Raw genomic sequence first — 25,138 nt, forward strand, 5'->3', positions numbered from 1 at the left:
TAGTGCATATCTCATCCTTAACCTGGATCGCTTACAAAGTTTGAAATTCGTCTTCAGACAGCATGCTAAATTGATTTATCATAAAAGTTAGTTATCTTGCTGTGCAAAACAATTTTAAAATTTATGAAAAAGGCTATTCCGTCCTTATTAGGTTTACTATTTTTCTTATATAGCGGCAACACCGCTATCGGGCAATCCTCATCCCGTCAACTAGACCTTATCCCCTATCCTACACAAATAGATGTCCGGCAAAGTTCCACAGCATTTAATGTGCAGAAGCTGTCCTATTACACTACAGACAGCAAGCTGTTCGGAGACGCTGAGCAATATTTAAAGCAACATATTTTTACAGGAAGTCAATGGAGCAAATCCAGTCAGAAGAATGCCAACATACAGTTGATACGGGATAAAAATATTGCTTCGGAAGGATATCATCTGAATATAGATGATAAGGGAATTCTGATAAAAGCATCTACACAGGCCGGAGCATTTTATGCTTTACAAACCTTAAAACAAATGTCTTCACTATCCGGAAACGACAATAACAAGATGTTTCCTTATGTAAAGATCAAAGATACACCTGCATATCAGTGGAGGGGCGTAGAACTGGATGTGGCACGTCACTTTTTTTCTAAAGCCTATCTTTTTAAATTTATAGATCTTCTGGCACTGTACAAATTCAATAAGCTACACCTTCATTTGACCGATGATCAGGGCTGGCGGATAGAAATCAAGCGCTATCCCAAGCTGATCGAAGAAGGTGCGTGGCGCACGTATAACAATCAGGATTCTGTATGTTTTGTAAAAGCCAAAGACAACCCGGATTTTAATCTGCCTGAAGAACATATACGTATACGAAACGGAAAAGAGGAATACGGAGGGTATTATACACAAGAGGATCTGCGCGAAATCATAAAATATGCAGCGACACGTAGTGTAGAGATTATTCCTGAAATCGATATGCCGGGCCACATGATGATCGCTACCAAAGCTTATCCGGAACTCTTACTGGATGGAGCATCTTCCGGTTGGGGGACACAGTTCTCCGTACCGATATGCCCTTGTAAAGAGAGTGCATATACGTTTACACAAAATGTACTTAAGGAAGTAATAGATTTATTTCCCAGCAAATACATCCATATCGGAGCTGATGAAGTAGAAAAAACCAGTTGGAAAGCGTCTCCGCTGTGTCAGCAACTTATGAAAGAAGAAGGTATAGCGCACCTCGAAGATTTACAAAGTTATTTTGTAGGCCGGATCAATACATTTATCCGAAAGAATAATAAAGTAGCTATTGGCTGGGATGAGATACTGGAAGGTAAATCCGATCCGAGCATGACCGTGATGTACTGGCGTGGCTGGGTCAAGGATGCACCCAACAAGGCAATTGAACGAAATCATCCTGTTATCATGACACCGACCAATCCGCTCTACTTTGATTATCTGCCTAATAAAAGCTCTTTAGAAAGTGTTTACAAGCTGAATGTAGTCCCGGCAGATATTCCCGCAGATAAAAGATCCTTTATCCAGGGGGCTCAGGCTAATATATGGACAGAAATTATTCCGTCAACAGATCGTTTGGAATTTATGATCCTGCCACGACTGAGCGCTCTGGCCGAACGAGTATGGTCGGACACGACCCTATTTGAGAGCTATGAAAAAAGACTGATCAATCACTATGGTATATGGAACGGTATGCAGTTGAATTACAGATTACCTGATCTGACAGGATTTTCAGAAGAACAGGTAATCGTTGACGGTACCTCTGTCTTACGTGTAGACAATCCATTGCCGGGAGCTCAGGTACATTATACTTTGGACGGAGCTGTCCCTGCAAAAGACAGTCCTGTACTGAATAAAGAATTGAAGGTAAATATGGCAGGGAAAGTCAGGTTTGCAACAATAGCTGCTAACGGAGCAAAAAGTGAAATCTATACTGTCAATTTTAAAGAGGATGATTGGAAACAAGCTGCTGAAGTGAAACCAGAGACGCTGAAACAAGGATTAACGGCTGATTTCTTTGCAGGTACATTCCCTAATTCTCAGAAAATGACAGGCAACATCGTACGTAGCGAAGTATTGGCAAATGTACATATTAGTGATACCGTAAAAATGGCTTCCTTCGGAACAAAAATCCGCGGATATATCCGCGTACCAAAGCAGGCTATTTATAACTTCTATCTGACTTGCGATGATGGTGGAATATTAAAAATCAACAATCAACTTGTCATCGATAACGATGGACAGCACTCTGCGGTTGTCAAAAGCGGTCAGATGGCTTTAAAAGAAGGCTTTCATGCTTTTGCAATAGATTTTATTGAAGCCGGAGGCGGATTTACACTAAAGCTGGATTACAGTGAAGATGGCGGAGAAGTAAAACCCGTACCGGATGAATGGTTCTACCATTAACGCCTAGTACTTTTACATTATAGCGTACCAAACAGCCTCTCCTGTAATTCAGGAGAGGCTGTTTGGTATTTAAGCCGTATCTGTTTTACAAAAATATCCAAGTACTCCCTTACTGGTATACCTCTGCTATACATTGTAAATATTCGCTTCACTACAGAATTGCTCAATTCACAGGACTAATAAAATTTATTAGACACTTATAATTAACCAAATACAACATCTTAAAAGCAATCAACTCACAAAAACTTAATATGAAATTTGTTTAGTATTAATATACAAAGTTTAATATTGCTGTCGATATATTTAATCATACTAAACGAAGTATTATGAAATTAAGACCTAATTCCGCTTTAAAGAAATCACTCTGGCTCCTTTGCGTCATGTGTGTAATTTCTATAAAAAGTTTCGGGCAGACAAAAGTAACAAAAGGAAAAATTGTAGACTCCAGCACACAGGAAGCAATAGTGGGAGCAAGCATCCGCAACCTCAGCAGCGGCAGGATCACATCATCCGGTTCAAATGGGAGTTTCAGTATTCCGACTACCGGAAATGACACCCTTCAGATAGCTTTTATAGGATATCTCAGCACAAAAGTAGAAGCTTTATCTCAGGAAGAACTTCTGGTAAATCTATCTGCTAATCAGGAATCCCTTGGCGAAGTAGTCGTGACTGCCTTGGGTATAAAAAAGGAAAAGCAGGCTATCGGTTATTCTGTACAGGAAGTCAAAGGCCAGGATATGGTCAAAGCGCGTGAACCAAATGCCATTGCAAATCTTGCCGGCCGGGTGTCCGGACTGACCATCACAGCCAGCACCAATCTGTTCGGAGATCCGGGAATCACACTTCGGGGCCGGAGCAATGTGCTTATTGTAGTAGATGGTATGCCTGTAAATACAGACTCCTGGAACCTGAGTCCCGACGATATTGAATCCTACTCTGTACTAAAAGGCGCAAATGCAGCCGCACTTTACGGTAGCAGAGGTCAGAACGGGGCCATTGTCATTACCACCAAAAGAGCGAAGTCAAATGATAAAGGTTTTCAGGTAGAATTTAATTCCAGTACACAGGTACAGACAGGGTATAATGCTATTCCCAAAATACAGACAGAATACGGACCGGGAAGTAATTACGAATACGCTTTTAAAGATGGTCGCGGAGGCGGTGTGAATGATAATGATTACAATATCTGGGGTCCGCGTTTTGAAGGGCAGCCGATCACGCAGTATAACAGTCCGGTAGATCCGGTGACGGGTGAACTGATCCCACTTCCATGGACAGCCAGAGGAAAAAACAATCTCAAAAATTTTCTTCAGAATGGTATCTTAAGTACAAATAATCTTGCTCTTTCGACCAAAGGCGAGAATGGAGATATCCGGATTTCTATTTCACAGATGTATCAGAAGGGAACCACGCCAAACACCAAACTTGGGGGAACTAATGTCAGCATTACGGGAGGGATAAATGCCGGTGAAAAATTACGTTTTGATGCCAGTATCAACTACAACAAACAGTATTCTCCAAATTATCCCAATCTAAGCTACGGCCCGCATAATCCCATTTATATCCTTACCCTATGGGGAGGTGCCGATTACGACATCAATGATCTCAAAAACTACTGGCAACCCGGCAAAGAGCAGGTGCAACAGTACAACAGAGAGTATACGATCTATGATAATCCATGGATGACAGCTTATGAAAATCTGCGTACCTACGACAAAGACGACATCTATGGGCATCTGACCATGAACTACAAACTAAGCAACAAGCTGTCTGCCGGTGCCCGCACTAGCGTGAGTACCTGGAACAGGAACCGAACCATCAAAATTCCTATTTCAGCAAACTTATACGGTTATGATATCGGAGGTAGCCGTGTTGGCGGATATCATGAGACATATGACACCTTCTGGGAGAATAATACTGAAGTGTCCCTCAAATATCAGGATCGCCTTCATGAGGATATAGGATTCAATGCTTCTGTATTGGGAAATCTGCGTACTGTCGGTGTAAAATCCTTATTTTCAAGGACAGACAGAGGTCTGACAGTACCGGGTGTATACGATCTAAGCAATTCGGTTATGCCTACCATCGCAAAGAATGACAGAGCCTCCAGACAGGTAGCCAGTGTATATGGATTTGCGGATATTGATTACAGAAATATGCTTTACCTGAGTCTTACGGGGCGAGTAGATAAGTCTTCGACTATGCCGCTTAAAAACAATACTTATTTTTATCCGTCCGCATCCCTGAGTGCTATAGTATCAGAAATGGTTGATTTGCCAGCAGTGTTTTCTTCATTAAAAGCAAGAGGTGCATATGCTGACGTGGCAAGTGATTTTGTCAATGAAACTGATCAATATAACATCTATAAGCTTCTCCCTTTTTACAGTAACTACGGACGTTGGGCCAATTCGTATACGGGTGTAACCTATACGGATGTTCTCCCCAATCCGGATTTGGTTGCTGAGCGTGTACGCACATTTGAGTTAGGTCTGGAAGCCCGCTTTTTCAATGGTCGCCTGGGCCTGGATGCTGCTGTATTCCGCAATCTGGAAGGCCCGCGCATCATTGAACTTTCTACTTCCATCAGCAGTGGTGTCCGTGCCCGTCAGACCAATGGTCTTACCCTGCTTCGCAAAGGTCTGGAAGTAAGCATCACCGGAACTCCTGTCAAAAAGGAACATTTCTCCTGGGATCTTGTCCTGAATGCATCGACCAATCATGCCTGGTTAAACAATATAGATGGCGTACAAACCCGCTATGGCAACATACGTGTAGGCGAACGCTGGGACAGCTATTATGTTCGCGATTTTCAGAAAGATAATCAGGGAAATCTGATTGTCGGCACCAATGGCCTCCCGGCTTACAACCCATACCTCAGTAAAATCGGCTACAGCGACAATAACTTTGCACTCAGTCTCAACAACAGCTTCCGATACAAAACCATTGGACTTAGTTTTCTGGTAGACGGGCGCTTTGGAGGATTGATAAACAATGTCCAGGATGCCAAACAATGGGGATCCGGAACCCATCCGGAGTCTGCAAACGAATACCGCTATAAAGACTGGCAAAACAGAGATGTAGACAACTACAAAGGCAGCGTCATGACCAACGGACAAAAGATAGTCAGTGGACAGTTAAGTACCGATCAGGATGGTAATGTGATTTCGGACAGCCGTACATTTGCACCCAATGATATCCCGGTATTGTGGCAAAGCTGGGCAACGAACTACTACCAGTCCGGACCTGTTGCAGCCAAGGACAGAACCTTTGTCAAATTACGTGAAGTCGTGCTGAGTTACAATCTGCCGGCATCGTTCCTCCAAAGAAGTAAATTTTTCCGATCGGCTTCTGTATCTCTTGTGGGGCGTAACCTGCTTTATTTTACAGGAAAAGGCACGAAGAATATGGATCTGGATCAATTCACCAGTGCAAGTTCGGATTATCAGACACCTTCTGTCAAAAGTTTTGGTCTAAACATCAATGCTACATTTTAACTGAATAAATGATTAAGATATTTTTTGTTATGAAAACATACGCCATATATACATTTTTTCTTGTTCTGGGATGCCTGTCACTTAATTCCTGCCAGAAATTTGAGGATTTGCAGAAAGATCCTGCAGCAGTATACACTCCTGCATCAAAACTCATTATGACCTCCATCCTGATGCGTGCACATGATGCACCCTGGAGTGAAGATCATCGTCACAACCAGTATATGACCCAAAACGAAGCCTACTACAGCGGACAAACCTACGGATGGACAACGGGCTCTTATGACAATCACTATAATATTCTTCGTGACGTCTATCGTATGGAAAAGGAAGCTATACAGACCGGAGACCGGGGAGGAATATATCTGACTATGGCCAAATTCTTCAAGGCATACTTTTATTACCGTGCGACATCTATGTTTGGAGAAATCCCCATGAGTGAGGCGATGCAGGGAGAGAGCAACAATAATTTCTCTCCGAAATATAATACTCAGGAAGAAATCTTTGCTCAGATACTGACATGGCTGGATGAAGCCAATACGGAGCTGGCAGGCAACCCATCAGGCGGAAACAGTTTAGAAGGCGATTTCTTCTTTAACGGCAATCTGAATAAATGGCAAAAAACGGTAAACTCCTTCAAATTGCGTGTCCTGGTAAGTCTGAGCAAACGCGTCAATGATGCTCCGGCATTGCGGGTAAAGGAGCGCTTTGCAGAACTGTTGAACAACCCTGCAAAATACCCGCTTATTCTGACCAACGATGATAATTTTCAGTTGCTGTATAACAGTATCAATCCGTATCCGCTATGGCCCGCAGATGGTATTATTATAAAACGTGATATCCGGAATACGTTAGGTGCAACCTACGTCAATATTCTCCGGAATTCGAAAGATCCGAGATTAATGATTCAGGCATTACCAGCATCCGGTATCACGGCAGATCCGGCAAATCCATTCAGTGTATATCAGGGCGGATCGACCGGTGATCTGCAGAGTACGCTTCTCAGACAGGCAGGTGACGGTAAACTTTCCATGATAAATTTTGATTACTGGTTGAGTTCGCCATCCGGCATCCCGTCTGTACAGCTGGGTGCAGCAGAGGTTCACTTTGCTTTAGCAGAAGGTATCAACAGAGGTTGGGCAACGGGCGATGCCGCAGCACATTTTCAGTCCGGCATCCGCACATCTATGTCCTTTTATGGGGTTACTTCAGATAAGACAGAATCATTCTTAAAAGCAAATCCCTATGCCGGAAATACAGCTGCAGGGCTTGATCAGATCCTGACACAGAAATACGTTGCATTTTTTGAGAATTCCGGCAAACAAGCCTATTTCGAACAGCGTCGTACAGGAATTCCGGTATTCAGTGTAGGACCTGCGAATGCCAACAATAATGAAATCCCAAAACGCTGGGCCTATCCGACCACAGAATACAGCACAAACGAAGCGAATCTCAAAGAATCGTTACAACGTCAGTTCAAAGGATCGGATACACAGAATGACATCATGTGGATCATCAAATAATAACTAGCTTTTCAAAGAAAAAAAATGGATATTCCAAGAAGAAATTTTTTAAAAGGAGCAGGCATTCTGTCTGCATCCTCCGTTCTCGCATTTTCACAGCTGACCGCTTACGCTCATGAGAAGCAGAAGCTGAATATCAAACGGTCGTTACGTATAGCCCACCTCACAGATATTCATATACTGGATAAACCGGAAGTCAGTAAAGCTGTTGCCGGCATCTACACACAGCTGCAATCCATGAAGGATAAACCTGATTTTATTATCAACACAGGAGATAGCCTTATGGACATGAATAACCAGACCAAAGAACGGATAGACACATTATGGAAAGCCTGGGATCATGCAGCAGCTACACATTCTTTTGCTGTAAAAAGCTGCCTGGGTAATCACGATGTCTGGTATTTACCAAAGGAGCATGCGGCATATGAGCAATCTTCAAAAGACCCTCTGTATGGTAAAAAATGGGCGATGACTAAATTAGGATTGCCGCAAGCGTATTATTCTTTTGAACAGAAGGGCTGGAAATTTATTGCACTGGACAGCATAAATTACAATTCGGAAAAGGGCGGATATACATTTGGTCAGGAACAATTGGATTGGCTTACAGAAGAGTTAGCGCAGACCTCCGGCAAGACTCCGGTAGTACTATTCTCTCATGTTCCGATTATTTCGGTCACACCTTTGCTGTATGCAGCACAGCGTACCCCTATTCTCAAAATGGGTTTTCCTGGAGGAGATCAGCATGTAGATGTAATGGCCGTAAAGTCTATCCTGAAACAACATCCTAATGTACGTGTCGCCTTGAGTGGTCACGTACACTATGTAGATCATGTCGCCTATCTTGGCGTAAATTACTATTGCGGAGGTGCTGTTTCGGGTAACTGGTGGAACGGTGTACTGGACGATTTTGCTCCGGCATATTCCATACTTGATCTGTATGAAGACGGAAGCAGCCACTACGAAACCATTTATTATTAATCAAAAACAGAACAGCTGGATTTCCTGAGGATTTATTCAGCTGTTCTATTTATTTTCAAATGATCCTTTATCTTCCTGAACTTACAAACGGGGAATCCGGATACCAAAAATATCCTGCAGCGCAAGTCGGGCAGCATGGTAGCCGCACATTCCGTGAACTCCTCCGCCCGGAGGTGTGGAAGAAGAACAGATATACACCTGTTTTAGAGAAGTTCTGTAAGGAGAAAGGCTTAAGACAGGACGGGTATACAGCTGACGGATATCAATGATACCTCCGTTGATGTCCCCTCCTATATAATTTGGATTGTACGTTTCCATAGCCTGAGTATCCATCGTATTTCTGGCTAATATCCGGTCTTTAAATCCGGGAGCAAAGCGCTCGATCTGATTCTCGATTTGTCTGCTCATATCCTGTGTCGACCCATTAGGTACATGACAGTATGCCCATACCGCCTGCTTTCCTTCCGGCACACGCCCTGTATCGAACAGGCTCTGTTGAGCAAGCAGTACAAAAGGAGTTTCGACATGTTGTCCTTTGGATGTTTTCCATTCTCCTTCAGCGATTTCCTCAAATGTATTTCCCAGATGTACAGTACCGGCAGATCGGGCATCTGCAGACCGAAAAGGAACAGGACCATCCAGAGCCCAGTCAATTTTGAATACTCCCATACCGTACCGGTATTTTTTCAATTGATTGCTATACGATTTTTTAAACCTGTTCCCGGCTATCTTGTCCAGTTGACGTGGAGTAACATCAAATAAAGCCACTTTATGAGGAGGTAAATCATCCAGATCTTCTATCCATACGCCTGTCCGGATTTCACCCCCAAGAGAAACAAAATACGTAGCCAGTGCATCAGCTATAGCCTGCGATCCTCCCTTTGGTATAGGCCAGCCTTTACGGTGTCCGACAGCTAACAACATTAATCCTACAGCAGAAGATGCCAAATTATGTAAAGGCTGGATCGCATGAGCTGCCATTCCGGCCCACAGAGCACGGGTCCTGGGATTCTGAAATCTGCTAACGAGAACATCTGCCGGTTGTAATGCATAGCGTCCGAACTTAGCCATCAGCAAGGGATTCTTCGGAAAACGCAAGGGTCCCATACTATCACTGGCCAGTGCTTCCCAATGATCGGCAAAAGGTCCGATCAGAGAACGGTAACGTTCAGCGTCATTACCTAGCGCTTCTGCTGTATCAGTAAGTGACCGGGATAAAAAGGCTGCACTGCCATCATCAAAAGGATGCGCAGCAGCAAAAGGTGCATGAATAAATTCAAGACCGAAATCTGCCAAAGGTAAAGTTGCAAAAAACGGAGAACCCAAAGCCATCGGATGAATAGCCGAACATACATCATGCGCATATCCCGGCAACGTTAACTCCAATGTGCGCATTCCACCCCCTACCGTTTGTTTACCTTCTATCAATAATACAGAGAGGCCTTGTTGCTGAAGCGTAATGGCTGCAGCGAGACCATTAGGTCCTGCTCCTACTATTACAGCATCATACTGGGTTTTCTTCATTTCAACAGTTATTGAGGTTTTGTATTTTTAATAGCCGGCCCGAAATCATAAATAACAGCATCTTGCTGTGCCTTCCGCAGCAAACTTGTACCTATAGCCGACCGGTATCCGGAAGCACAATGAACCACGATAGGTTTATCTGTTTTTATTTCAGCGATACGTCTCCGCAAATCAGGCAAAGGGATATTGATCGCATTCTTAAAAATACGGTTTTTACGGACTTCATTTTCATTTCGCACATCAATAATGTAATAATTCTCAGGATGTGTGGTCACATCGTTTACCACGATTTGCGGAGGTCCTTCCTTATGACGATTATATAGCAATGCCCCCGACACCTGTCCCTCATACCCGATCTTGGCGATCTGCCGGAGTCTTTGCTGCAGGTGAACATCACTTTCAGCCAGCAGATAGAACTTTTCACCAGGCAGGATAACCGTACCCAACCAGGTTTCAAACTTACCTTCTCCTGGCATCAGCACAGCATTTTTAACATAAGATGAGGCCGTATATTTCTGAGGCCTTGTATCCAGAATCAGCGTATCCTCCGGAAGAGCAGCATTAGCAGGCAGTACTTTTATAGCAGACAAACGTTCCTCCAGATTCGCAGCTCCCTGCAGATTGAGCTGTACATCAAATGTAAAGTATGCCGGAACAAAACCAAGATCTGCCAATATCCAGGAGACAAATTCTTCTTCGTTACGAATTTTAAAAGCAGGATTGTGAAGACGTTCATGACCGATTGTACCGGACGTCGCATCACTGATGCCCGATGCGCACAACGATCCGGCACCGTGTGCCGGATACAGATCAAGCTGATCATCTAAAGGGATCAGTTTGTTTTGAACGGTATGATACATGTCCCGCGCAAGTTGCTCCCGGGCACTATGCGGATCTCCGTCTGTATCGCGTAAATCCGGCCGCCCCACATTTCCGAAAAGCAACGTATCACCGGAGAACAGCGCAGTATCTCTTGTTTGGTCAACCAGAATCAAAGAGATACTCTCAGGAGAATGTCCGGGAGTATCCAGCACACGAAGATATACCTGGCTGTTTAAAACGATACGATCACCTTCATGCAAAGGCTTATGCGCAAACTTTGCCTGATACCTGTTTCCTACATAGACCGGAATCCGCAGGCGGCGCTGCAATTCTGCATGTCCACTCACGAAATCTGCATGCGGATGTGTTTCTATAACAGCAATGATATGCAGCTTATTTGCTTCTGCAAAATCCAGATATGGTTGTATATCTCTTGCCGGATCGATCAGCAAAATAGATGTATCATCATAGACTGCATAGGAAAATTGCGCCAGTCCTTCATCCGTAAACTGATGAACATGGTAGTTCTTATTTTCATTACGTATTCCCCAAGCTATGCTTTTTGCCGATAAGCAGAACAGTCCTATTCCAAGAATACCTTCTTTCACAAAACGTCTTCTATGCATCAGTGATCTCCTTTCTCCTTCGTACTGTCCTGTGTATCCTTCTTCAGGAGATATCCCTTCTCTTCCCATGCCTTTATTCCTCCGCTGAGATTGATGACTTCCTTAAATCCCAGACTGATCAAACGATCAGCAGCCTGACGGCTTCTGTTGCCACTTCTGCAGTACAGGTATACAGGCCGGTTTTTCGCCAGCTTTTGTATACCCTGCTCAAAAGCGGTGCTATCCTTCCAGTTCAGCAAAATTGATCCCACAATAGCACCTTCTGCATATTCTCCAGGAGTACGTACATCAATGAGTTGTATCGTACTATCCGTAAGCAGAGCAGTCCTAAAATGCTCCGCATCCCGGTTTCCATTTTGTTGGGCATGTACTGCATACGGGAGGAGCAGCCAGAGAAAGACCAGCCCGTTAGTATATATTTGTCTAATTATTATTTTGTCCATAGCTGTAAATATTATTACGGGTATACCATCCTTTTCCGATAGGATGCTGTTCTTCTTGTTTGTTCAGAACCACCTGTATAGAATCTTTATCATTAATCTTACCTGCTAATCTGATACTTCCGTTTGGTAGTCTGTCGTACTGCCAGCGCAGAATATGCAGACTGTCCCGCCAGGCTGTCTGATATTTTTGTTTCAGATCCATACATATATCACTGCGCTCACGCACCAGTTCTTTTGCAAACTTTTGGTTTTTGTCTACCAGATACAAGTAATTAGCAGTGCTGTCTATTTCATAATAGAGATACCGCTTACCACCTGCCCTGCCGGTAAATTCATAATCTTTAAAGAGATCTGTAGCTTTAGGTGTGCCGTTATCCAGATTAATAGGATATGCCTTATTGACAGTATAGACCAAAGTAGAATACCGTTCGAAAACAGCATCATGCCAGCGGACAGAATCCAACGGATTATAAGGAAGTGTTTTACCATTAAGATCGAAAGCGGAAATATGATAATATCCTGCAGCACCTGCCAGTCCCGGCACTATAGGTTCCTTTAGTTTGCCTTCATTATAATGCATTTCATAACGCTTATATCCGTAGTAAAAAAGAAACAGCAGAATAAACAGATACTTACTACCCTTATAAAATAACCTGCGTCCGGCAGTGTCCCATTGAGGTGTATAGTAACTGGGTTGAAAATCCTGCTTTTTGATAAACACCTGCCATATACCCGGGATATATTGCAACAATACAAACAGGGAAAGAACAACAAAATATCCGCTGTACAGATGCACAGCTCCATCATACGCCAGATTTGCATGTGCTATATTATACAGCACACCGGCATTGATAACAGCCCCCAATGCCGTCGTTCTTCTGAAAAACATTAATACTCCGGCTCCGATCTCCAGAAAGCCCAGAAAAATCTGATACCACAGCGAAAGTCCTACTGCCTGCCAGTATAGTTTGAATGGAGCATAATCTCCAAATGCAGTATGCAGATTTGCTTCCGAAGGAAAGGGCATCTGCATCGGATATAATTTCAGATATCCAAAAGCTATAATTCCGATCGCAATCCGGTAACGGGCCAGCACACGCAACCAGTAGTATCCTTTCGAAACAGGAAAAGGGGCAGACTTGCGGGTTAACCAGGCCCAAAGATAGGCACCCGCAATTGCGATCAAAGCCGTAAGTCCCCACGAGGTAAAAGAGAGTAGCCCCCATTTGCCGCTCTCTCCTGATATCTCGATCAGACCCGGACGAAATCCGGCTACAGATGACAATACTTCATAGAAAGATTTGCTTTTGAACAAGTGGGCATACCATTCATATTTTACAGGAATAATAAAGAGCAGAATAAATATAAAGAAGAATCGGAAGATAATATTTCTACCCGAATCCCATCGGTCTATGGACGTTTTCACATATCCCGGTTCGATAATAGTGCTTTGTGTCATAGCTGTTAATAGATTTTTATAGGATGACGACGACCCTTATAGAGTAAATATTCTTTTGGAGTACGCTGCAGTGTGATTTTCAGGGAATCCTGAGAGGCAGACACACCGGTGAGGATAAGCTGATCCTTACCGTGTCGCTCCACCTGAAAGACATAGCGATCATCTTCCACAATCTTATTCTGTAATTCAATACGGCGTCCTCCATCTCTGATTTCGTATCGGTAGAAATGACGACCTCCGTTACCCAATTGCTCGAAATTGCGCAAACTATCAGGCTGATACACAATCTTGGGACGCAGACTATCTATAACTCCCGGATTATTATTCCGCACGCTCAATGTATTCCAGTTTTCAAATACCACATTTCTCCATCGCTTATCATCCTCTAAAGAATAGGCTGTTGTATCTCCGTTCAGAACAAAATGGCTAACATTATAATAGCCTGCAGCATCTTCCAGCCCGGCCTGCTCGGGGTAAGGATAGCGCTCATAAGACCATATCCGGTAAATACCTCCTGTTAATACCAGCGTAAACACAAGTACAGCTATTTTCAGCCCCTTTCTGTATTGCTGACCGCGGGTACTGTATAGAGGTTCAAAAGTATCTGCAACAGTATATTTTTCCAGAAAAAGCAGGCTGTAAAGTCTGGGAAGATCATACCATAAAATAGCAAAGGACAGCAACAGTAAAAAAGAGCTATAGACCTGCTCCCCTATTCCATATGCATAATTGGCCAATACGATATTGAGCAACAGACATAGTGCTATGGCCGCACCTATAGCAGTTGTTTTACGAAACAACAGCAAAACTGCCGCAGCAATTTCCACCAGACCGAGCGCAGGTACATATCCTGCAGAACTGACAGACGTACTCAGAAAATAGACTTTCCAGGGTAAAAAGTCACCATAATCTGTATGCAGGTCGCTAAGCGTTGGCAATGGCAACAAGACCGGAAACAACTTGACAATACCCGTAGCCAATAAAGCTATCGCTAACCGGTATCGTAAAAGGACCCTTAATATATAATACAAGCGGTCGGCAGCCACTTCCCGCTTATACAGAATCTGCAATAATACCGCACCTGCCAGCGCAACAACAAGTGCAATTATCCAGTTAAGATAGCCTTCCAGTTGAAGTCCGACATGCTGATCTTCCGAGAAGAACGAAGTATGATATGTTGCGAGTTGATAAAAACTTTCAATGCTCAGTAACTTACGGCTTATATCTTCAAACAATACCGGATTGACAGGAATACTCAACAGACCAAAAAATATGAAGGCCGCCAACAGAGCAAAGACCTGGCCTTTGCTCCACGAATCGTGTAGTGATTTATTCATCCTGATAACGACTATTCATATCCGGGATTCTGTACAAGATCTGCATCGACTTCCACATCGTTGTATGGAATAGGAAATATCCACTTCCGCTGGTCCGTGACACCCAGTACCGTTGATGCACGACCTGTACGCACCAGATCAAACCAGCGGTGAGGTTCGAGTACAAACTCTGCTCTCCGCTCCTGCTCGATATCACTCAGCAGTGTTTCCTTGTTAGAAAGAACCCTGACACTGACATTTGCACGCCGGCGTACCGCATTCAAGTCCGAAAGGGCTCCTTGCAGATCAGGGGCAGTGCTTTTTGCACGTGCTTCTGCGCGGATCAGATATTGTTCCGCCAGTCGAAGAATATACGTCGGATTGTCTCCGGAAGAGCGCCAATACAACTTCTGAATGAAGTAATTGCGTATGGTGGCTGTAGAATTGTCCGTAATCAGTGCTTTGCGGTCCCCTCCTACATTTGCCTGTTGCAAAAACTGATACACCTCAGGTCCCGGACCGTACTGGTTGCGGTAACTGAGACTCGACCAGGAGCCAAAATGTGCACTTTGATCAGCAGCTGAAAAGGCCAGTTCAAAGACGGATTCCTTTGTATTAAGTCCGCCCAGAATAGTTGACCAGGGCACCAGTTCGTAATTTGTATTTCCAATTACCTTTGTTGCATACTCAATTGCCTTATCCCAGTTTTCCTGATAGAGATATACCTTTGCTTTCAGCGCATATACAGTATTCTTAGTGACGCGATTCCGGTCTACAGTGGCAGGCAAAAGAGTTTCTGCCTGATCCAGATCTTTCAATACCTGTGCATAGACCGTTTTTTGATCGCTTTGCTTCACACCGCTGAAATCAGACGGAGATTTGGTCGCCTGCAATACGACCGGGATATTACCCCATGCTTTTGCCAGATCAAAGAAGGCTAACGCGCGCAGGAAATGTGCCTCTCCTGTGAATTTATTTCTTGCATCTGCGGTAATAGATTCACTACTCAGCGCAGCTACTTTCTCAATCACATTATTGGCGCCATTCACGACCTTATAGATATCGTACCATACATTATTGATCAAGGTATTATCCGGACGGTATTCGTGTACGGGAAAGGCATTGTAATAATTGAGTGTACCGACCCAGATGTGGTCACCACCGGACAGATAAGCCATCGCAGCGTAACCGTCACCTCCATAATACAGACGTGACTGCAGCGCACTGTAAACTCCTAAAACAGCCGTTTCTGCCGTATTTTGATCTACCACAATGGCATTGCCTGAAATAGATTGTGTGGGATCAACATTCAGAAAATAATCCGAGCAACTACTAAGTCCGGATAATAAAGTCGTTCCCAGAAGCAGGTATATTATATATTGATATTGTGTTTTCATTTTAAATATATTGATGATCAAATCGTAAGAAAAACCGTTGATTATAAAGTAAGGTTGACACCAAACTGATAGACACGGGCATGTGGAGGCATAGAGAAATCCAGCCCCTGTACAGTCGCTCCGGCCTGACTTTGCGCTACATTGACTTCCGGATCGGGCCCGCTGTAACCTGTAAAAGTCAGCAGATTCGTCGCATTGAAATATACTCCCAGTTTTTTGATAACAGTTTGCTTTCCAAGCAATGCTGTCGGAAAGGTATAGCCTATATTGATATATTTCAGACGGATAAAGGAAGCATCTTCCAGAAATCGGCTGCTTTCATAATTGTGATTGTAACTTCCGTCCGGATTTTGCAAAGTTGTGATACGCGGAATATCCGTCACATCCCCCGGTTCCTGCCAGCTGCGAAGCATGCTGGATAACATGGACCAGGAAGTCCCTCTGCTCCCTGCGTGTTCCTGAAAATAACGGTTCATGTTAAACACCTTATTTCCCTGAGAAAAGTAGAAGTTAAATGCAAATGAAAAATTCTTGTAGCTCAACTGATTGGTCAGGCTTCCGTAAATGGCTGGCCATGCATCGCCTACGATCTGACGGTCATCTACCGTGATCTTTCCGTCTCCGGTACGGGAATCATCGTATACCGCATTTCCGGTCTGTGTATCTACATACAATTGTTTATACAGCCAGAAAGAATACAAGGGATATCCCTCTTCTATCCGTACCCAGTCTCTGTTATATTGGGTAAAGGATTTGGATAATTTTTCAACCTTATTCTTGTTATGAGAGATATTGAATGTCGTATTCCACTGAAAATGATCATTGGTAATATTCAATGTCTTCAGTTCGATTTCAAATCCCTTATTACTGATTTCTCCAAAATTCTGATAAGAAGAACTGAATCCGGTCTTCGCCGGAGTCGGCACTTCCAACAGCAGATCTTTGGTATACTTATTATAAAGATCCACATTCAGACTTACACGTCTGTCGAACAACGAGGTTTCCAGTCCTACATTCCACTGCCGGGTGGTTTCCCATTTCAGATTTTCATTACCAAGCTGTGTAGGCGCTACCCCCGGTTTATCCAGATAGTTGTTACCGCCGGTCCAGAGCAGTTGAGAGGAGAAGTCCGGAATCCCCTGATTCCCGGTCCATCCGATACTACCTTTCAGCTGTAAAGTATTGATAAATGAAAGATTCTGACGCAAAAAATCCTCTTTCGCTATATTCCATGCTGCACCTACAGAAGGAAATGTCGCCCAGCGATTGTTCGCTCCGAACCGTGAAGATGCATCTGTACGTACATTCGCATCTAAGCTATACCGATCTTTAAACGTATAGTTGACACCACCGAAATAGGAGATCAGTCCATTATATAACCTGCCGGTAGCTGAGGCTGTAGTGACCGCTGCTGAAGAGATCGTTGTAAACTGCGTACTTGGATAATTGGTACCTGTCAGCGAGGCACGGCTTATAAAACCGCGTTGCAATGTATTGCCAAGGAAAACAGAAAGAAAGTGTTCCTTATCGGATAACGGAATATAATTCAGCAACTGTTCAGCGACCCATGTTGTTTCAGTAGAAAGTACATCACGTCCGCTTCCGTTTGTAGCCAGACCCTGATTAAGATTGGCATTGTAATAGATCACTTCATTGTAAGAATTATCATCCAGACTGAAAGACGATTTAAAACTCAGGTTTTTCAATATATTCCATTTTGCAAATACATTACCGATCAGGTGTTTGCCATACGCATGGCTATTGCTATTTTCCAGCAATACATACGGATTATTGAAGCGCTCGCCTCTGTTGTAGGTTCCGTCCGCATTAAACAAAGGAGTCAATGTCGGCGTGTGTAATCCGGTATTGGTAATACCTCCGGTATCCCCTGTCGGTACGGTCTCCCGTTCGGTACTGCTGTAAGCTATGCTTGTCCCGATGGAAAGAGCCGAACTAATCTGATGGTCCAGATTGGTACGGAAGGAGAGTCGGTTAAAATCCTGTAATTTGAGGATAGATGGTTGTTTGGTATATTCTCCACTCAGGAAGAAAGAAGTCTTCTCTCCTCCTCCGGCAACAGAAAGGTTGTGTGTGGTCTGTACCGGATCCCGGAAAATAAGACTCAATCTGTCGTAGGTTCCCTGATCTTCCGGATTGCCGGCTCCACCTTCACTTAGCGGACGGTAAGGTCGTGTTTCATAACTCTTACCATCATTGATCCACTGCTGATTCAGAATGGAAGCATGCTCCGGCCCTGTTACAAGACTCCATACCTTGGGCGTAGTAGCCTTACCGATTACAGAGTTAAGATTGATGCGGGTAGCTGCATTGCGTTTTCCTCTTTTAGTAGTGACTATAATAACTCCGTTTGCACCACGGGAGCCATACATAGCCGTAGCATTTGCATCTTTGAAAACTTCGATAGATTCAATATCCGCAGGATTGATATCGGCCAGCGGATTGATATTCTGTCCTCCGGCATTTACATTCTGCAGGGATCTGCTATTGATAAATACACCGTCAATAATGTACAGCGGATCATTATTTGCATTGATGGAAGTTGCTCCGCGCAGCCTTACTAATGCGGAACCGCCCTCGACACCGGAAGCCGAAGCAATCTGCAAACCCGGAGCCAGGCCCTGAATCTTCTCACTTAGACTGACGCCTCCCTGAAATTCCAGCGCCTTGCCTTTAACCTCGGTAATAGCGCCTGTTTCGGAAGAACGACGCTTTTGCGCATATCCCACAACAACGACCTCATCCAGTTGATCCTGATTTTGAGATAAGACAATAACTGCAGGAGAAGAGCGTATCACCACTTTACGTTTGGTATACCCGACCACGCTTACAATCACTGTTGCAGGAAGTTTCTGGCCCGTGACCAGTTTAAAATTTCCAAGTTCGTCCGTCTGTACCTGATGCGTTACAGCCTCAAGTTGTACAGTCGCTCCTGCTATAGGATTACGCGTCAGCGAGTCAATCACCTTTCCGGCGATAGAGGCATTGATCAGCGGAGTGGATTGACCGTATGCCGTTACATGTATTCCACAAAGGAAAACCATGCAAAGAAGTGTACTAAAAACACGGTTTCTAGTATTATTTTTCATATTTTTGATTGGTTTTAATATAAAATTTCAATAACAAGCCACAACGCCAATTGAACACTTGTTGTTGATATGAGCCCATCAGGGAGGTAGTTTATACTTCCCTGTTTTTTTGAATATAGCTATCCAATGATGCCCCTGAAGACACCTTAGATCATTGCCACTAAACGATTGAAAGAGTTATTGTATCAACACATGCACATCGGGCTGCACATTCGCAATACAGTGTTAAGGGATAACATAGAGAGTGAGGTAAAGGTTTGTGTTTTCATGTTCTTGGATAAAGGTAAATTTTAATTCATTTTACTGTGTTTTGAAATGTTACTGAACGCTGAAGAGTTGATCTTCAGGAGCTCAGAAACACTGATCAATATTAAATAGTCATAATACAAGTACAAACATACAATAAAATCTACTAAATCAATAGACTTTATTAATTATTTTTAATTTTCCTTTCTGAACAGGTTTTTAAAAGCCTTCAGGCAGCCTTAAATCTCACAAGAATACGCTGCATCTGACAGCTATCTCTCAAGAATAAAAATCGCCGATTAAACATTTTTTAGATTAAATCCTCACCTCCACCCTGATTATTTCAAAATTAATGTTGCAACATACTCCTTTATATCATACTTTTACAGCTTTATTTAAATTAAGTCCAAATAAGAACACATATTAAATGTCTCTTCCCTTACCCAAACTACAAGTCAGATTTTTCAGATACAGTCTGCTTTGCATGCTGATTCTTTTAGTAAATCATACTATTGCACAAGCACAATCCATACAACTTCTTGTCCGGGATGAAAGTAATCGTCCACTTCCGCACGCGACAGTTTACCTCAACAAAAAAGCTACAGGGTCTACCAGCCGGGGCGGCTCATTCAACATCCCTCAGCAATCTTCCAATACATTTCAGCTGACCGTCTCTTCTCTCGGATATCAAACTTATACAGGCATATTACGCACAGACACACTTTCAAATCCCTTTATTATCACGCTAAAAGACAGCAGATCTCTGGATGAGGTAGTTGTCACTGCGGGTAGAAAAGCAGAAAGCATAGATGAAATACCATCTTCTGTATCTATTCTGACACGTAAGGAAATAGAGGCACAGATCAATATCACCTCCAATTTAGCCTCTATACTTGGCAATACGATACCGGGATTGGGAACATCCAACAACAAATCCACTAATTCGGGACAGACTCTGCGGGGACGCGCGGTATTGGTGCTGATTGATGGAATCCCTCAGTCTACTCCATTGATGAATGGCAGTCGCGATCTTCGCACTATAGATCCAGGTGTAATCGAGCGCATTGAAGTAATCAAGGGAGCAACCTCTATATATGGCAACGGATCCGGTGGAGGTATTATCAATTACATCACCAAAAAGAACACAGACAATGTACCTCTCTCCGGACAGACATTTGCAGGAACGTCCTTCAATCCGGTACATCCGGGTCAGACGATGGGCTATCGCTTTGCACAAATGTTTTCAGGCAGGAGCAACAAATTCAGTTATACGGTAAGCGGATCTGCAGATTATACAGGCCTGCAAAGGGATGGAAAAGGCCTTCCTATCGGACAGCAGGATGGTATGTCCAATTCTTATCAGTACAATGCTTTTATCAAACTGGGATACGACCTGGACAGTAACACTTCCATAAGTGCATTCTACAATCTTTACAACAGTACACAACATACACGCTATATCAATCAAGCTGGTGTATACGGAGAATCTCCTGCCATCGGTGTACGTGGAGAAGAACCCGGTGAAAATGCCGGCACTCCATACAACCATAATATTATGATGAACCTGACAAAGCGTAATCTTTTCGGACAGACGCAACTGGATCTCAGCGGATATTACAATTCATTCAGTTCCATGAACAGATATGTACCTTCGGGAACAGCATGGTACGGACCGGGACAAACAAAGATCAACTCCGAGAAAAAAGGAGTCCGAATTAACCTCAACACGCCTTTCCGTATCGGAAATATCCCGACAGAAGTAACATATGGATTGGATTTACTGAATGATGTCACAAATCAAAACCTGACAGATGGCAGAATTTATATTCCGGATATGAATATGGTTAACTTTGCACCATACGCGCAATTGAAAATGGATGTACTGGAAAACCTTATTTTTAAAGGAGGAGTACGCTATGAAAATGCGACCGTCAAGGTAAAAGATTTTAACACCATTGCAACCGGACCTGATGGTCAGGGAAGCATAGCTGTATCAGGAGGAAAGATTCCCTACAAAGCGACTATGTTTAATGCCGGCCTCCGCTATACGAAATATGACATCTTTAATCCTTTTGTTAGTTTCTCTCAGGGTTTTGCTATCAATGAACTCGGGCGTATACTCCGTCGTGCAAAAGCAAATACATTAGATCAGCTGGAGACAGACCCTATTATCACGAATAACTATGAGGTAGGATTTTCGAGTCAGTATAACTGGCTTCATCTATCAGCGGCCTACTACATCAGCACATCCAAGCTTGGAGTCAATCTGGTAGATGTGGGTGGTTTCCTGATGGCACAACGTGAACCTGAAAATGTAAAAGGATATGAACTGGCTGCTGAAGCAAGACTTTCGCCACAATGGACGCTGGGCGCAAACTATGCTTTTGTAGAAGGAAAAGCCAAATTTGACGACGGACGCAAAGTATATCTCAACGGATCACGTATAACTCCGCCCAAAGCCACAGCCTATGTGTATTACAGACCGGCTTCCCATTGGAATCTTCAACTCTTCTGGGTACATACCGGCTCAAGGGATCGTTTTCCACTCAATGACAAAGGAAAATACAACAACAGTGAGGGTCCGATCAAACCTGTGGACTTATTTAATCTGTCCGCAGCATACACGATCAATACCAAATGGAGCCTGGGTCTGGGTGTAGAAAATCTTTTCAACAAGACGTACTATCCTACAGTCAGCCAGTATCGCGCCATAGATGCCGAATATGCCAGAGGTAATGGCATGCAGGCAAATATTAATATCCATTATAAGTTTTAAATATGTTGCGTTCAGCAGTTTTATGGATACATAAGTGGATGGGAATCCTCAGTGGTATAGTTGTACTCTCGCTGGGTATTACGGGATGCCTTTATGTTTTTCAGGAAGAATTGAAACTGCTCTTCTATCCGCAAAAATATTTCTTAGAAAAGAAACACAATGATGCACCTATGCCGCTGAGTACGCTTATTGCCCATGCTCAGGCGGCTATACCGCCATCACACCGTATCACGCGTGCAGACCTCTATCCCGATCCGTCCCGCACATGGATATTCAGAGCATCCAAAACAAATGAAAATGCATTCGGGCACTGGAATTATTACAGTTACTATGACCGTGTCTTTGTAAATCCCTATACCGGAGCAGTCACAGCAGTAGAAGATTCAAAGAATGAATTCTTTCAGTTGGTTCTCCAAATGCACATGAATCTCTTACTCGGAAAAAAGTATGGACACCCGATAGTTGGCTATGCTACTGCAGTATTTGTGCTGTTGCTGATCAGCGGACTCATCCTGTGGTGGCCGAAAAGATGGAAAGGAAAAACATTAAAACGCAGCATATGGATAGACCGGAAGGCCAAATGGAAAAGACTCAACTATGATCTGCACAATGTACTTGGATTTTACAGTCTTTTTATCGGACTCTTAATAGGTATAACAGGATTGGTATTTGCATTTCCAGCGTTTGAAAAATCCTATGTAAACTTTTTCAACCACCTGGGGGCAAGTGAAATTAAACAGGACAAACCCAATTATCCATTTGTATCCGGAACGGAAGCCTCAGCAATGGATAAAGCCCTTTACTTTGCAATCAAAAACTATCCAACGGCGGACATGATGTCTTTGCGCCTTCGTAATGAGGCTGACAAACCTGTGGACATACAGATTCGCTTACAAAAAGATAAAACAAGCCGGTTCAAATGGTATTATTTTGATGCTGTGACAGCACAGATCGTCAATATAAAGAGTGATGACAATCTCTCGGGAGGAGAGAAACTGCGCTCTATGAATTATGATCTTCATGTAGGAAGTATAGGTGGTTTGCCAACTAAAATTCTGGCTTTCTTTATTTCTCTGTTCTGCGCCTCTTTACCTGTTACAGGATATATTCTGTGGTGGCAAAAATCTTCCAAATCCAATAAAAAATCCAACCGCAGAAAAACAAGGCACAGACAACCTGCCTGACGTTAGACCAGATACTCCTGGCTCAGTAGCTCTCGTGATATGCCCAGATATTGACCAATTAAGGTCTTGGAAGCCCCTTGGAATAATTTAGGATATTCAGACAGTAAGAGATCATACTTTCAGCAACAGAATTTTTGAGTAAGGAGGATTATAACCAAAATTATTGGTCATAAATCTAAAAAATTCAAAAATTAAAGGAATAGAATCAAAATAAAAGATCAAAAATTAAAAAACACCCATAAAAATAGACTAAAATCACAAAAATCAAACATAAAAAACCAAAACAACTCCAATTAATCCTAAAAAAATCTGAAAAATTCATTAATAAAAATAAAAAAATACAAATATTATTATTTTTTTGATGCAAAATTTGCATTTAAAAATATAATTACTACCTTTACAGCTCCTCATATTACAATTTATAATTGGTTATTAAAAGGTTTTCATTCTCCCCCGTTTGAAAACCTTTTTATTTTTACACAAAAGCAACTGATTCAGATTTAAAAACATAAAAAAAATTAAAAAATAAACAGAAAATACGCAACATAAACCCACTTACCACAAAAAATAAATCAAAATCTCATCTTTTAATCTAATTCAATACTTTTACACTATAAATACTTACTATTTCCATCACTTTGGCACATGAAAGTCGATAACATAGCAAATAAATTTAAGATTGCTAATCTGTTTGATAAGACTGTTATTCTCCGGCGTCACGAATTTCTCTGCACGAAGAACACAATTGATCAGCACATATACTGGATCGACAGTGGCAGCCTGCGGATTTTTATGATGGATGGCGAAGAGCAACGAAATATCAGATTTGGATATTCCGATAATTTAATTGTTTCTTTAGATTCATTTTTATCGGGCAAACCGACTGATTTCTATATTCAGGCAATCCGAAAAACCACAGTCAGAATAGCGAACAAATCTTCTTTACAACAGTTTATACAATCCGCTCCGGATAACCTCACTCTGTGGAATCAGATACTGGAAGATCTGATATTACAACAGGTGGAACGGGAAAAGGATATTCTGATCAGTTCGCCGCGAGAGCGATACGAACGCATACTGAAAAGGAGTCCGCGTGTATTTCAGGAGATTCCGAATAAGTACATCGCCAACTACCTGCGCATGAGTCCGGAAACATTATCCAGACTTCAAAAATCTTGATTTCAGTCAAGATTTATTTAATCCGAAAAGAGGAGCTTTGAACAAGATATGAAAATAGAATCCTCTACATTGATTAATGAACTGATTGAGCTGACCACTCACCATATAGCATTGGCGCAACAGCTACAACATTACTCTCCGGACGAACTCAACAAACGACCCTATGAGGGATCCTGGAGTACACTGGAATGCATAGAACACCTCAACAGGTATGCAGACTTTTACCTTCCGGAAATTGAACAACGCATAAAATCAAACTCTGCCCCTTCCCGAAAAATTTTTCAAAGTGGTCTGCTTGGAAATTACTTTGCCAATATGATGCTGCCCAAAAGTAAACTCAATAAGATGAAGACTTTTAAACAAATGGATCCTATCGGTAGTCAGCTCACTGCAGATGTGATCCGTACCTTTATCCTGCAACAGCAGCATCTCATCCACATTCTGAACACCGCCAGAGAAGCGGATCTTCAAAAAATAAAAACAAGCATCAGCATTTCCCGATGGATTAAGATCAGACTGGGAGACACTTTCTGCGTACTGATCTACCATAATGAAAGACATATGCAACAGATAAAAAGAATAGGGATATTGTGAAGAGAACTCTATGATCAGGCAAAATAAAACAGAGTCTGTTCTTCAACAGACTCTGCCGTTTTTA

At 42.8% G+C, this 25,138-nt stretch carries 15 protein-coding genes; 8 read left to right on the forward strand and 7 right to left on the reverse strand.

Annotated features, from left to right (window positions below; all coding sequences use genetic code 11):
• The first annotated feature begins 123 nt into the window (after positions 1–123).
• The 4 genes from I6J03_RS01810 (at position 124) to I6J03_RS01825 (ending at position 8,401) form a co-directional block, all read left to right on the forward strand.
• A complete protein-coding gene (locus I6J03_RS01810; RefSeq protein ID WP_003010921.1) occupies positions 124–2,409 on the forward strand; it encodes a family 20 glycosylhydrolase in 2,286 nt (761 codons plus the stop codon).
• Positions 2,410–2,735: 326 nt separating this feature from the next.
• On the forward strand, positions 2,736–5,903 hold the full coding sequence (locus I6J03_RS01815) for a SusC/RagA family TonB-linked outer membrane protein (RefSeq protein ID WP_003010919.1): 3,168 nt from the start codon (positions 2,736–2,738) through the stop codon (positions 5,901–5,903).
• Positions 5,904–5,932: 29 nt separating this feature from the next.
• A complete protein-coding gene (locus tag I6J03_RS01820) occupies positions 5,933–7,423 on the forward strand; it encodes a SusD/RagB family nutrient-binding outer membrane lipoprotein (protein WP_157600571.1) in 1,491 nt (496 codons plus the stop codon).
• 24 nt (positions 7,424–7,447) lie between these two features.
• Positions 7,448–8,401 (forward strand): metallophosphoesterase family protein, encoded by a 954-nt coding sequence (locus tag I6J03_RS01825; protein ID WP_003010916.1) that lies wholly within the window; start codon positions 7,448–7,450, stop codon positions 8,399–8,401.
• Positions 8,402–8,482: 81 nt separating this feature from the next.
• Here the strand turns inward: I6J03_RS01825 and I6J03_RS01830 are convergent, their stop codons facing one another.
• From I6J03_RS01830 to I6J03_RS01860, 7 genes are read right to left on the reverse strand one after another with little or no spacing between them, the layout of a single operon-like run.
• Positions 8,483–9,925: a phytoene desaturase family protein gene (locus I6J03_RS01830; protein ID WP_003010914.1), complete on the reverse strand. Its 1,443-nt coding sequence runs from the start codon at positions 9,923–9,925 to the stop codon at positions 8,483–8,485.
• Between the two features lie 8 nt (positions 9,926–9,933).
• Positions 9,934–11,442: an MBL fold metallo-hydrolase gene (locus I6J03_RS01835; RefSeq protein ID WP_232279820.1), complete on the reverse strand. Its 1,509-nt coding sequence runs from the start codon at positions 11,440–11,442 to the stop codon at positions 9,934–9,936.
• Positions 11,373–11,816 (reverse strand): rhodanese-like domain-containing protein, encoded by a 444-nt coding sequence (locus I6J03_RS01840; protein WP_003010910.1) that lies wholly within the window; start codon positions 11,814–11,816, stop codon positions 11,373–11,375. Before I6J03_RS01840 ends, I6J03_RS01835 begins: the two co-directional genes overlap by 70 nt.
• Positions 11,797–13,275: a hypothetical protein gene (locus I6J03_RS01845; protein ID WP_003010909.1), complete on the reverse strand. Its 1,479-nt coding sequence runs from the start codon at positions 13,273–13,275 to the stop codon at positions 11,797–11,799. The genes I6J03_RS01840 and I6J03_RS01845 overlap by 20 nt, the downstream gene beginning before the upstream one ends.
• A 5-nt stretch (positions 13,276–13,280) precedes the next feature.
• Positions 13,281–14,612 (reverse strand): hypothetical protein, encoded by a 1,332-nt coding sequence (locus I6J03_RS01850; RefSeq protein WP_003010908.1) that lies wholly within the window; start codon positions 14,610–14,612, stop codon positions 13,281–13,283.
• An 11-nt stretch (positions 14,613–14,623) separates the two neighbouring features.
• Positions 14,624–15,988 carry a RagB/SusD family nutrient uptake outer membrane protein gene (locus I6J03_RS01855; RefSeq protein ID WP_003010907.1) on the reverse strand — a complete coding sequence of 455 codons (1,365 nt, stop codon included), beginning with the start codon at positions 15,986–15,988 and terminating at the stop codon, positions 14,624–14,626.
• A gap of 41 nt (positions 15,989–16,029) precedes the next feature.
• The gene (locus tag I6J03_RS01860) at positions 16,030–19,095 is read right to left on the reverse strand and encodes a SusC/RagA family TonB-linked outer membrane protein (RefSeq protein ID WP_232279819.1); all 3,066 of its coding nucleotides are present in this window, start codon (positions 19,093–19,095) and stop codon (positions 16,030–16,032) included.
• Positions 19,096–19,825: 730 nt separating this feature from the next.
• On the opposite strand from I6J03_RS01860, the gene I6J03_RS01865 reads away from it, so the two are divergent.
• The 4 genes from I6J03_RS01865 to I6J03_RS01880 all read left to right on the forward strand — a co-directional run bounded on the left by I6J03_RS01865 (position 19,826) and on the right by I6J03_RS01880 (position 25,074).
• Positions 19,826–22,117, forward strand: a complete 2,292-nt coding sequence (locus tag I6J03_RS01865; protein WP_232279818.1) for a TonB-dependent receptor — start codon at positions 19,826–19,828, stop codon at positions 22,115–22,117.
• Between the two features lie 2 nt (positions 22,118–22,119).
• Complete coding sequence (locus tag I6J03_RS01870; RefSeq protein WP_003010904.1) at positions 22,120–23,301, forward strand: PepSY-associated TM helix domain-containing protein; 1,182 nt, start codon at positions 22,120–22,122, stop codon at positions 23,299–23,301.
• Positions 23,302–23,946: 645 nt separating this feature from the next.
• Positions 23,947–24,480: a Crp/Fnr family transcriptional regulator gene (locus I6J03_RS01875; RefSeq protein WP_003010903.1), complete on the forward strand. Its 534-nt coding sequence runs from the start codon at positions 23,947–23,949 to the stop codon at positions 24,478–24,480.
• A gap of 48 nt (positions 24,481–24,528) precedes the next feature.
• Positions 24,529–25,074, forward strand: a complete 546-nt coding sequence (locus I6J03_RS01880) for a DinB family protein (RefSeq protein ID WP_003010902.1) — start codon at positions 24,529–24,531, stop codon at positions 25,072–25,074.
• The last annotated feature ends 64 nt before the right edge of the window (positions 25,075–25,138 follow it).

This window comes from Sphingobacterium spiritivorum, assembly GCF_016724845.1.
Lineage (GTDB): Bacteria > Bacteroidota > Bacteroidia > Sphingobacteriales > Sphingobacteriaceae > Sphingobacterium > Sphingobacterium spiritivorum_A.

Coding starts and splice junctions, on each gene's coding strand:
- I6J03_RS01810 (WP_003010921.1), top strand. CDS start 124: ATGAAAAAGGCTATTCCGTCCTTATTAGGTTTACTATTTTTCTTATAT.
- I6J03_RS01815 (WP_003010919.1), top strand. CDS start 2,736: ATGAAATTAAGACCTAATTCCGCTTTAAAGAAATCACTCTGGCTCCTT.
- I6J03_RS01820 (WP_157600571.1), top strand. CDS start 5,933: ATGAAAACATACGCCATATATACATTTTTTCTTGTTCTGGGATGCCTG.
- I6J03_RS01825 (WP_003010916.1), top strand. CDS start 7,448: ATGGATATTCCAAGAAGAAATTTTTTAAAAGGAGCAGGCATTCTGTCT.
- I6J03_RS01830 (WP_003010914.1), bottom strand. CDS start 9,925: ATGAAGAAAACCCAGTATGATGCTGTAATAGTAGGAGCAGGACCTAAT.
- I6J03_RS01835 (WP_232279820.1), bottom strand. CDS start 11,442: ATGGGAAGAGAAGGGATATCTCCTGAAGAAGGATACACAGGACAGTAC.
- I6J03_RS01840 (WP_003010910.1), bottom strand. CDS start 11,816: ATGGACAAAATAATAATTAGACAAATATATACTAACGGGCTGGTCTTT.
- I6J03_RS01845 (WP_003010909.1), bottom strand. CDS start 13,275: ATGACACAAAGCACTATTATCGAACCGGGATATGTGAAAACGTCCATA.
- I6J03_RS01850 (WP_003010908.1), bottom strand. CDS start 14,612: ATGAATAAATCACTACACGATTCGTGGAGCAAAGGCCAGGTCTTTGCT.
- I6J03_RS01855 (WP_003010907.1), bottom strand. CDS start 15,988: ATGAAAACACAATATCAATATATAATATACCTGCTTCTGGGAACGACT.
- I6J03_RS01860 (WP_232279819.1), bottom strand. CDS start 19,095: ATGAAAAATAATACTAGAAACCGTGTTTTTAGTACACTTCTTTGCATG.
- I6J03_RS01865 (WP_232279818.1), top strand. CDS start 19,826: ATGCTGATTCTTTTAGTAAATCATACTATTGCACAAGCACAATCCATA.
- I6J03_RS01870 (WP_003010904.1), top strand. CDS start 22,120: ATGTTGCGTTCAGCAGTTTTATGGATACATAAGTGGATGGGAATCCTC.
- I6J03_RS01875 (WP_003010903.1), top strand. CDS start 23,947: ATGAAAGTCGATAACATAGCAAATAAATTTAAGATTGCTAATCTGTTT.
- I6J03_RS01880 (WP_003010902.1), top strand. CDS start 24,529: ATGAAAATAGAATCCTCTACATTGATTAATGAACTGATTGAGCTGACC.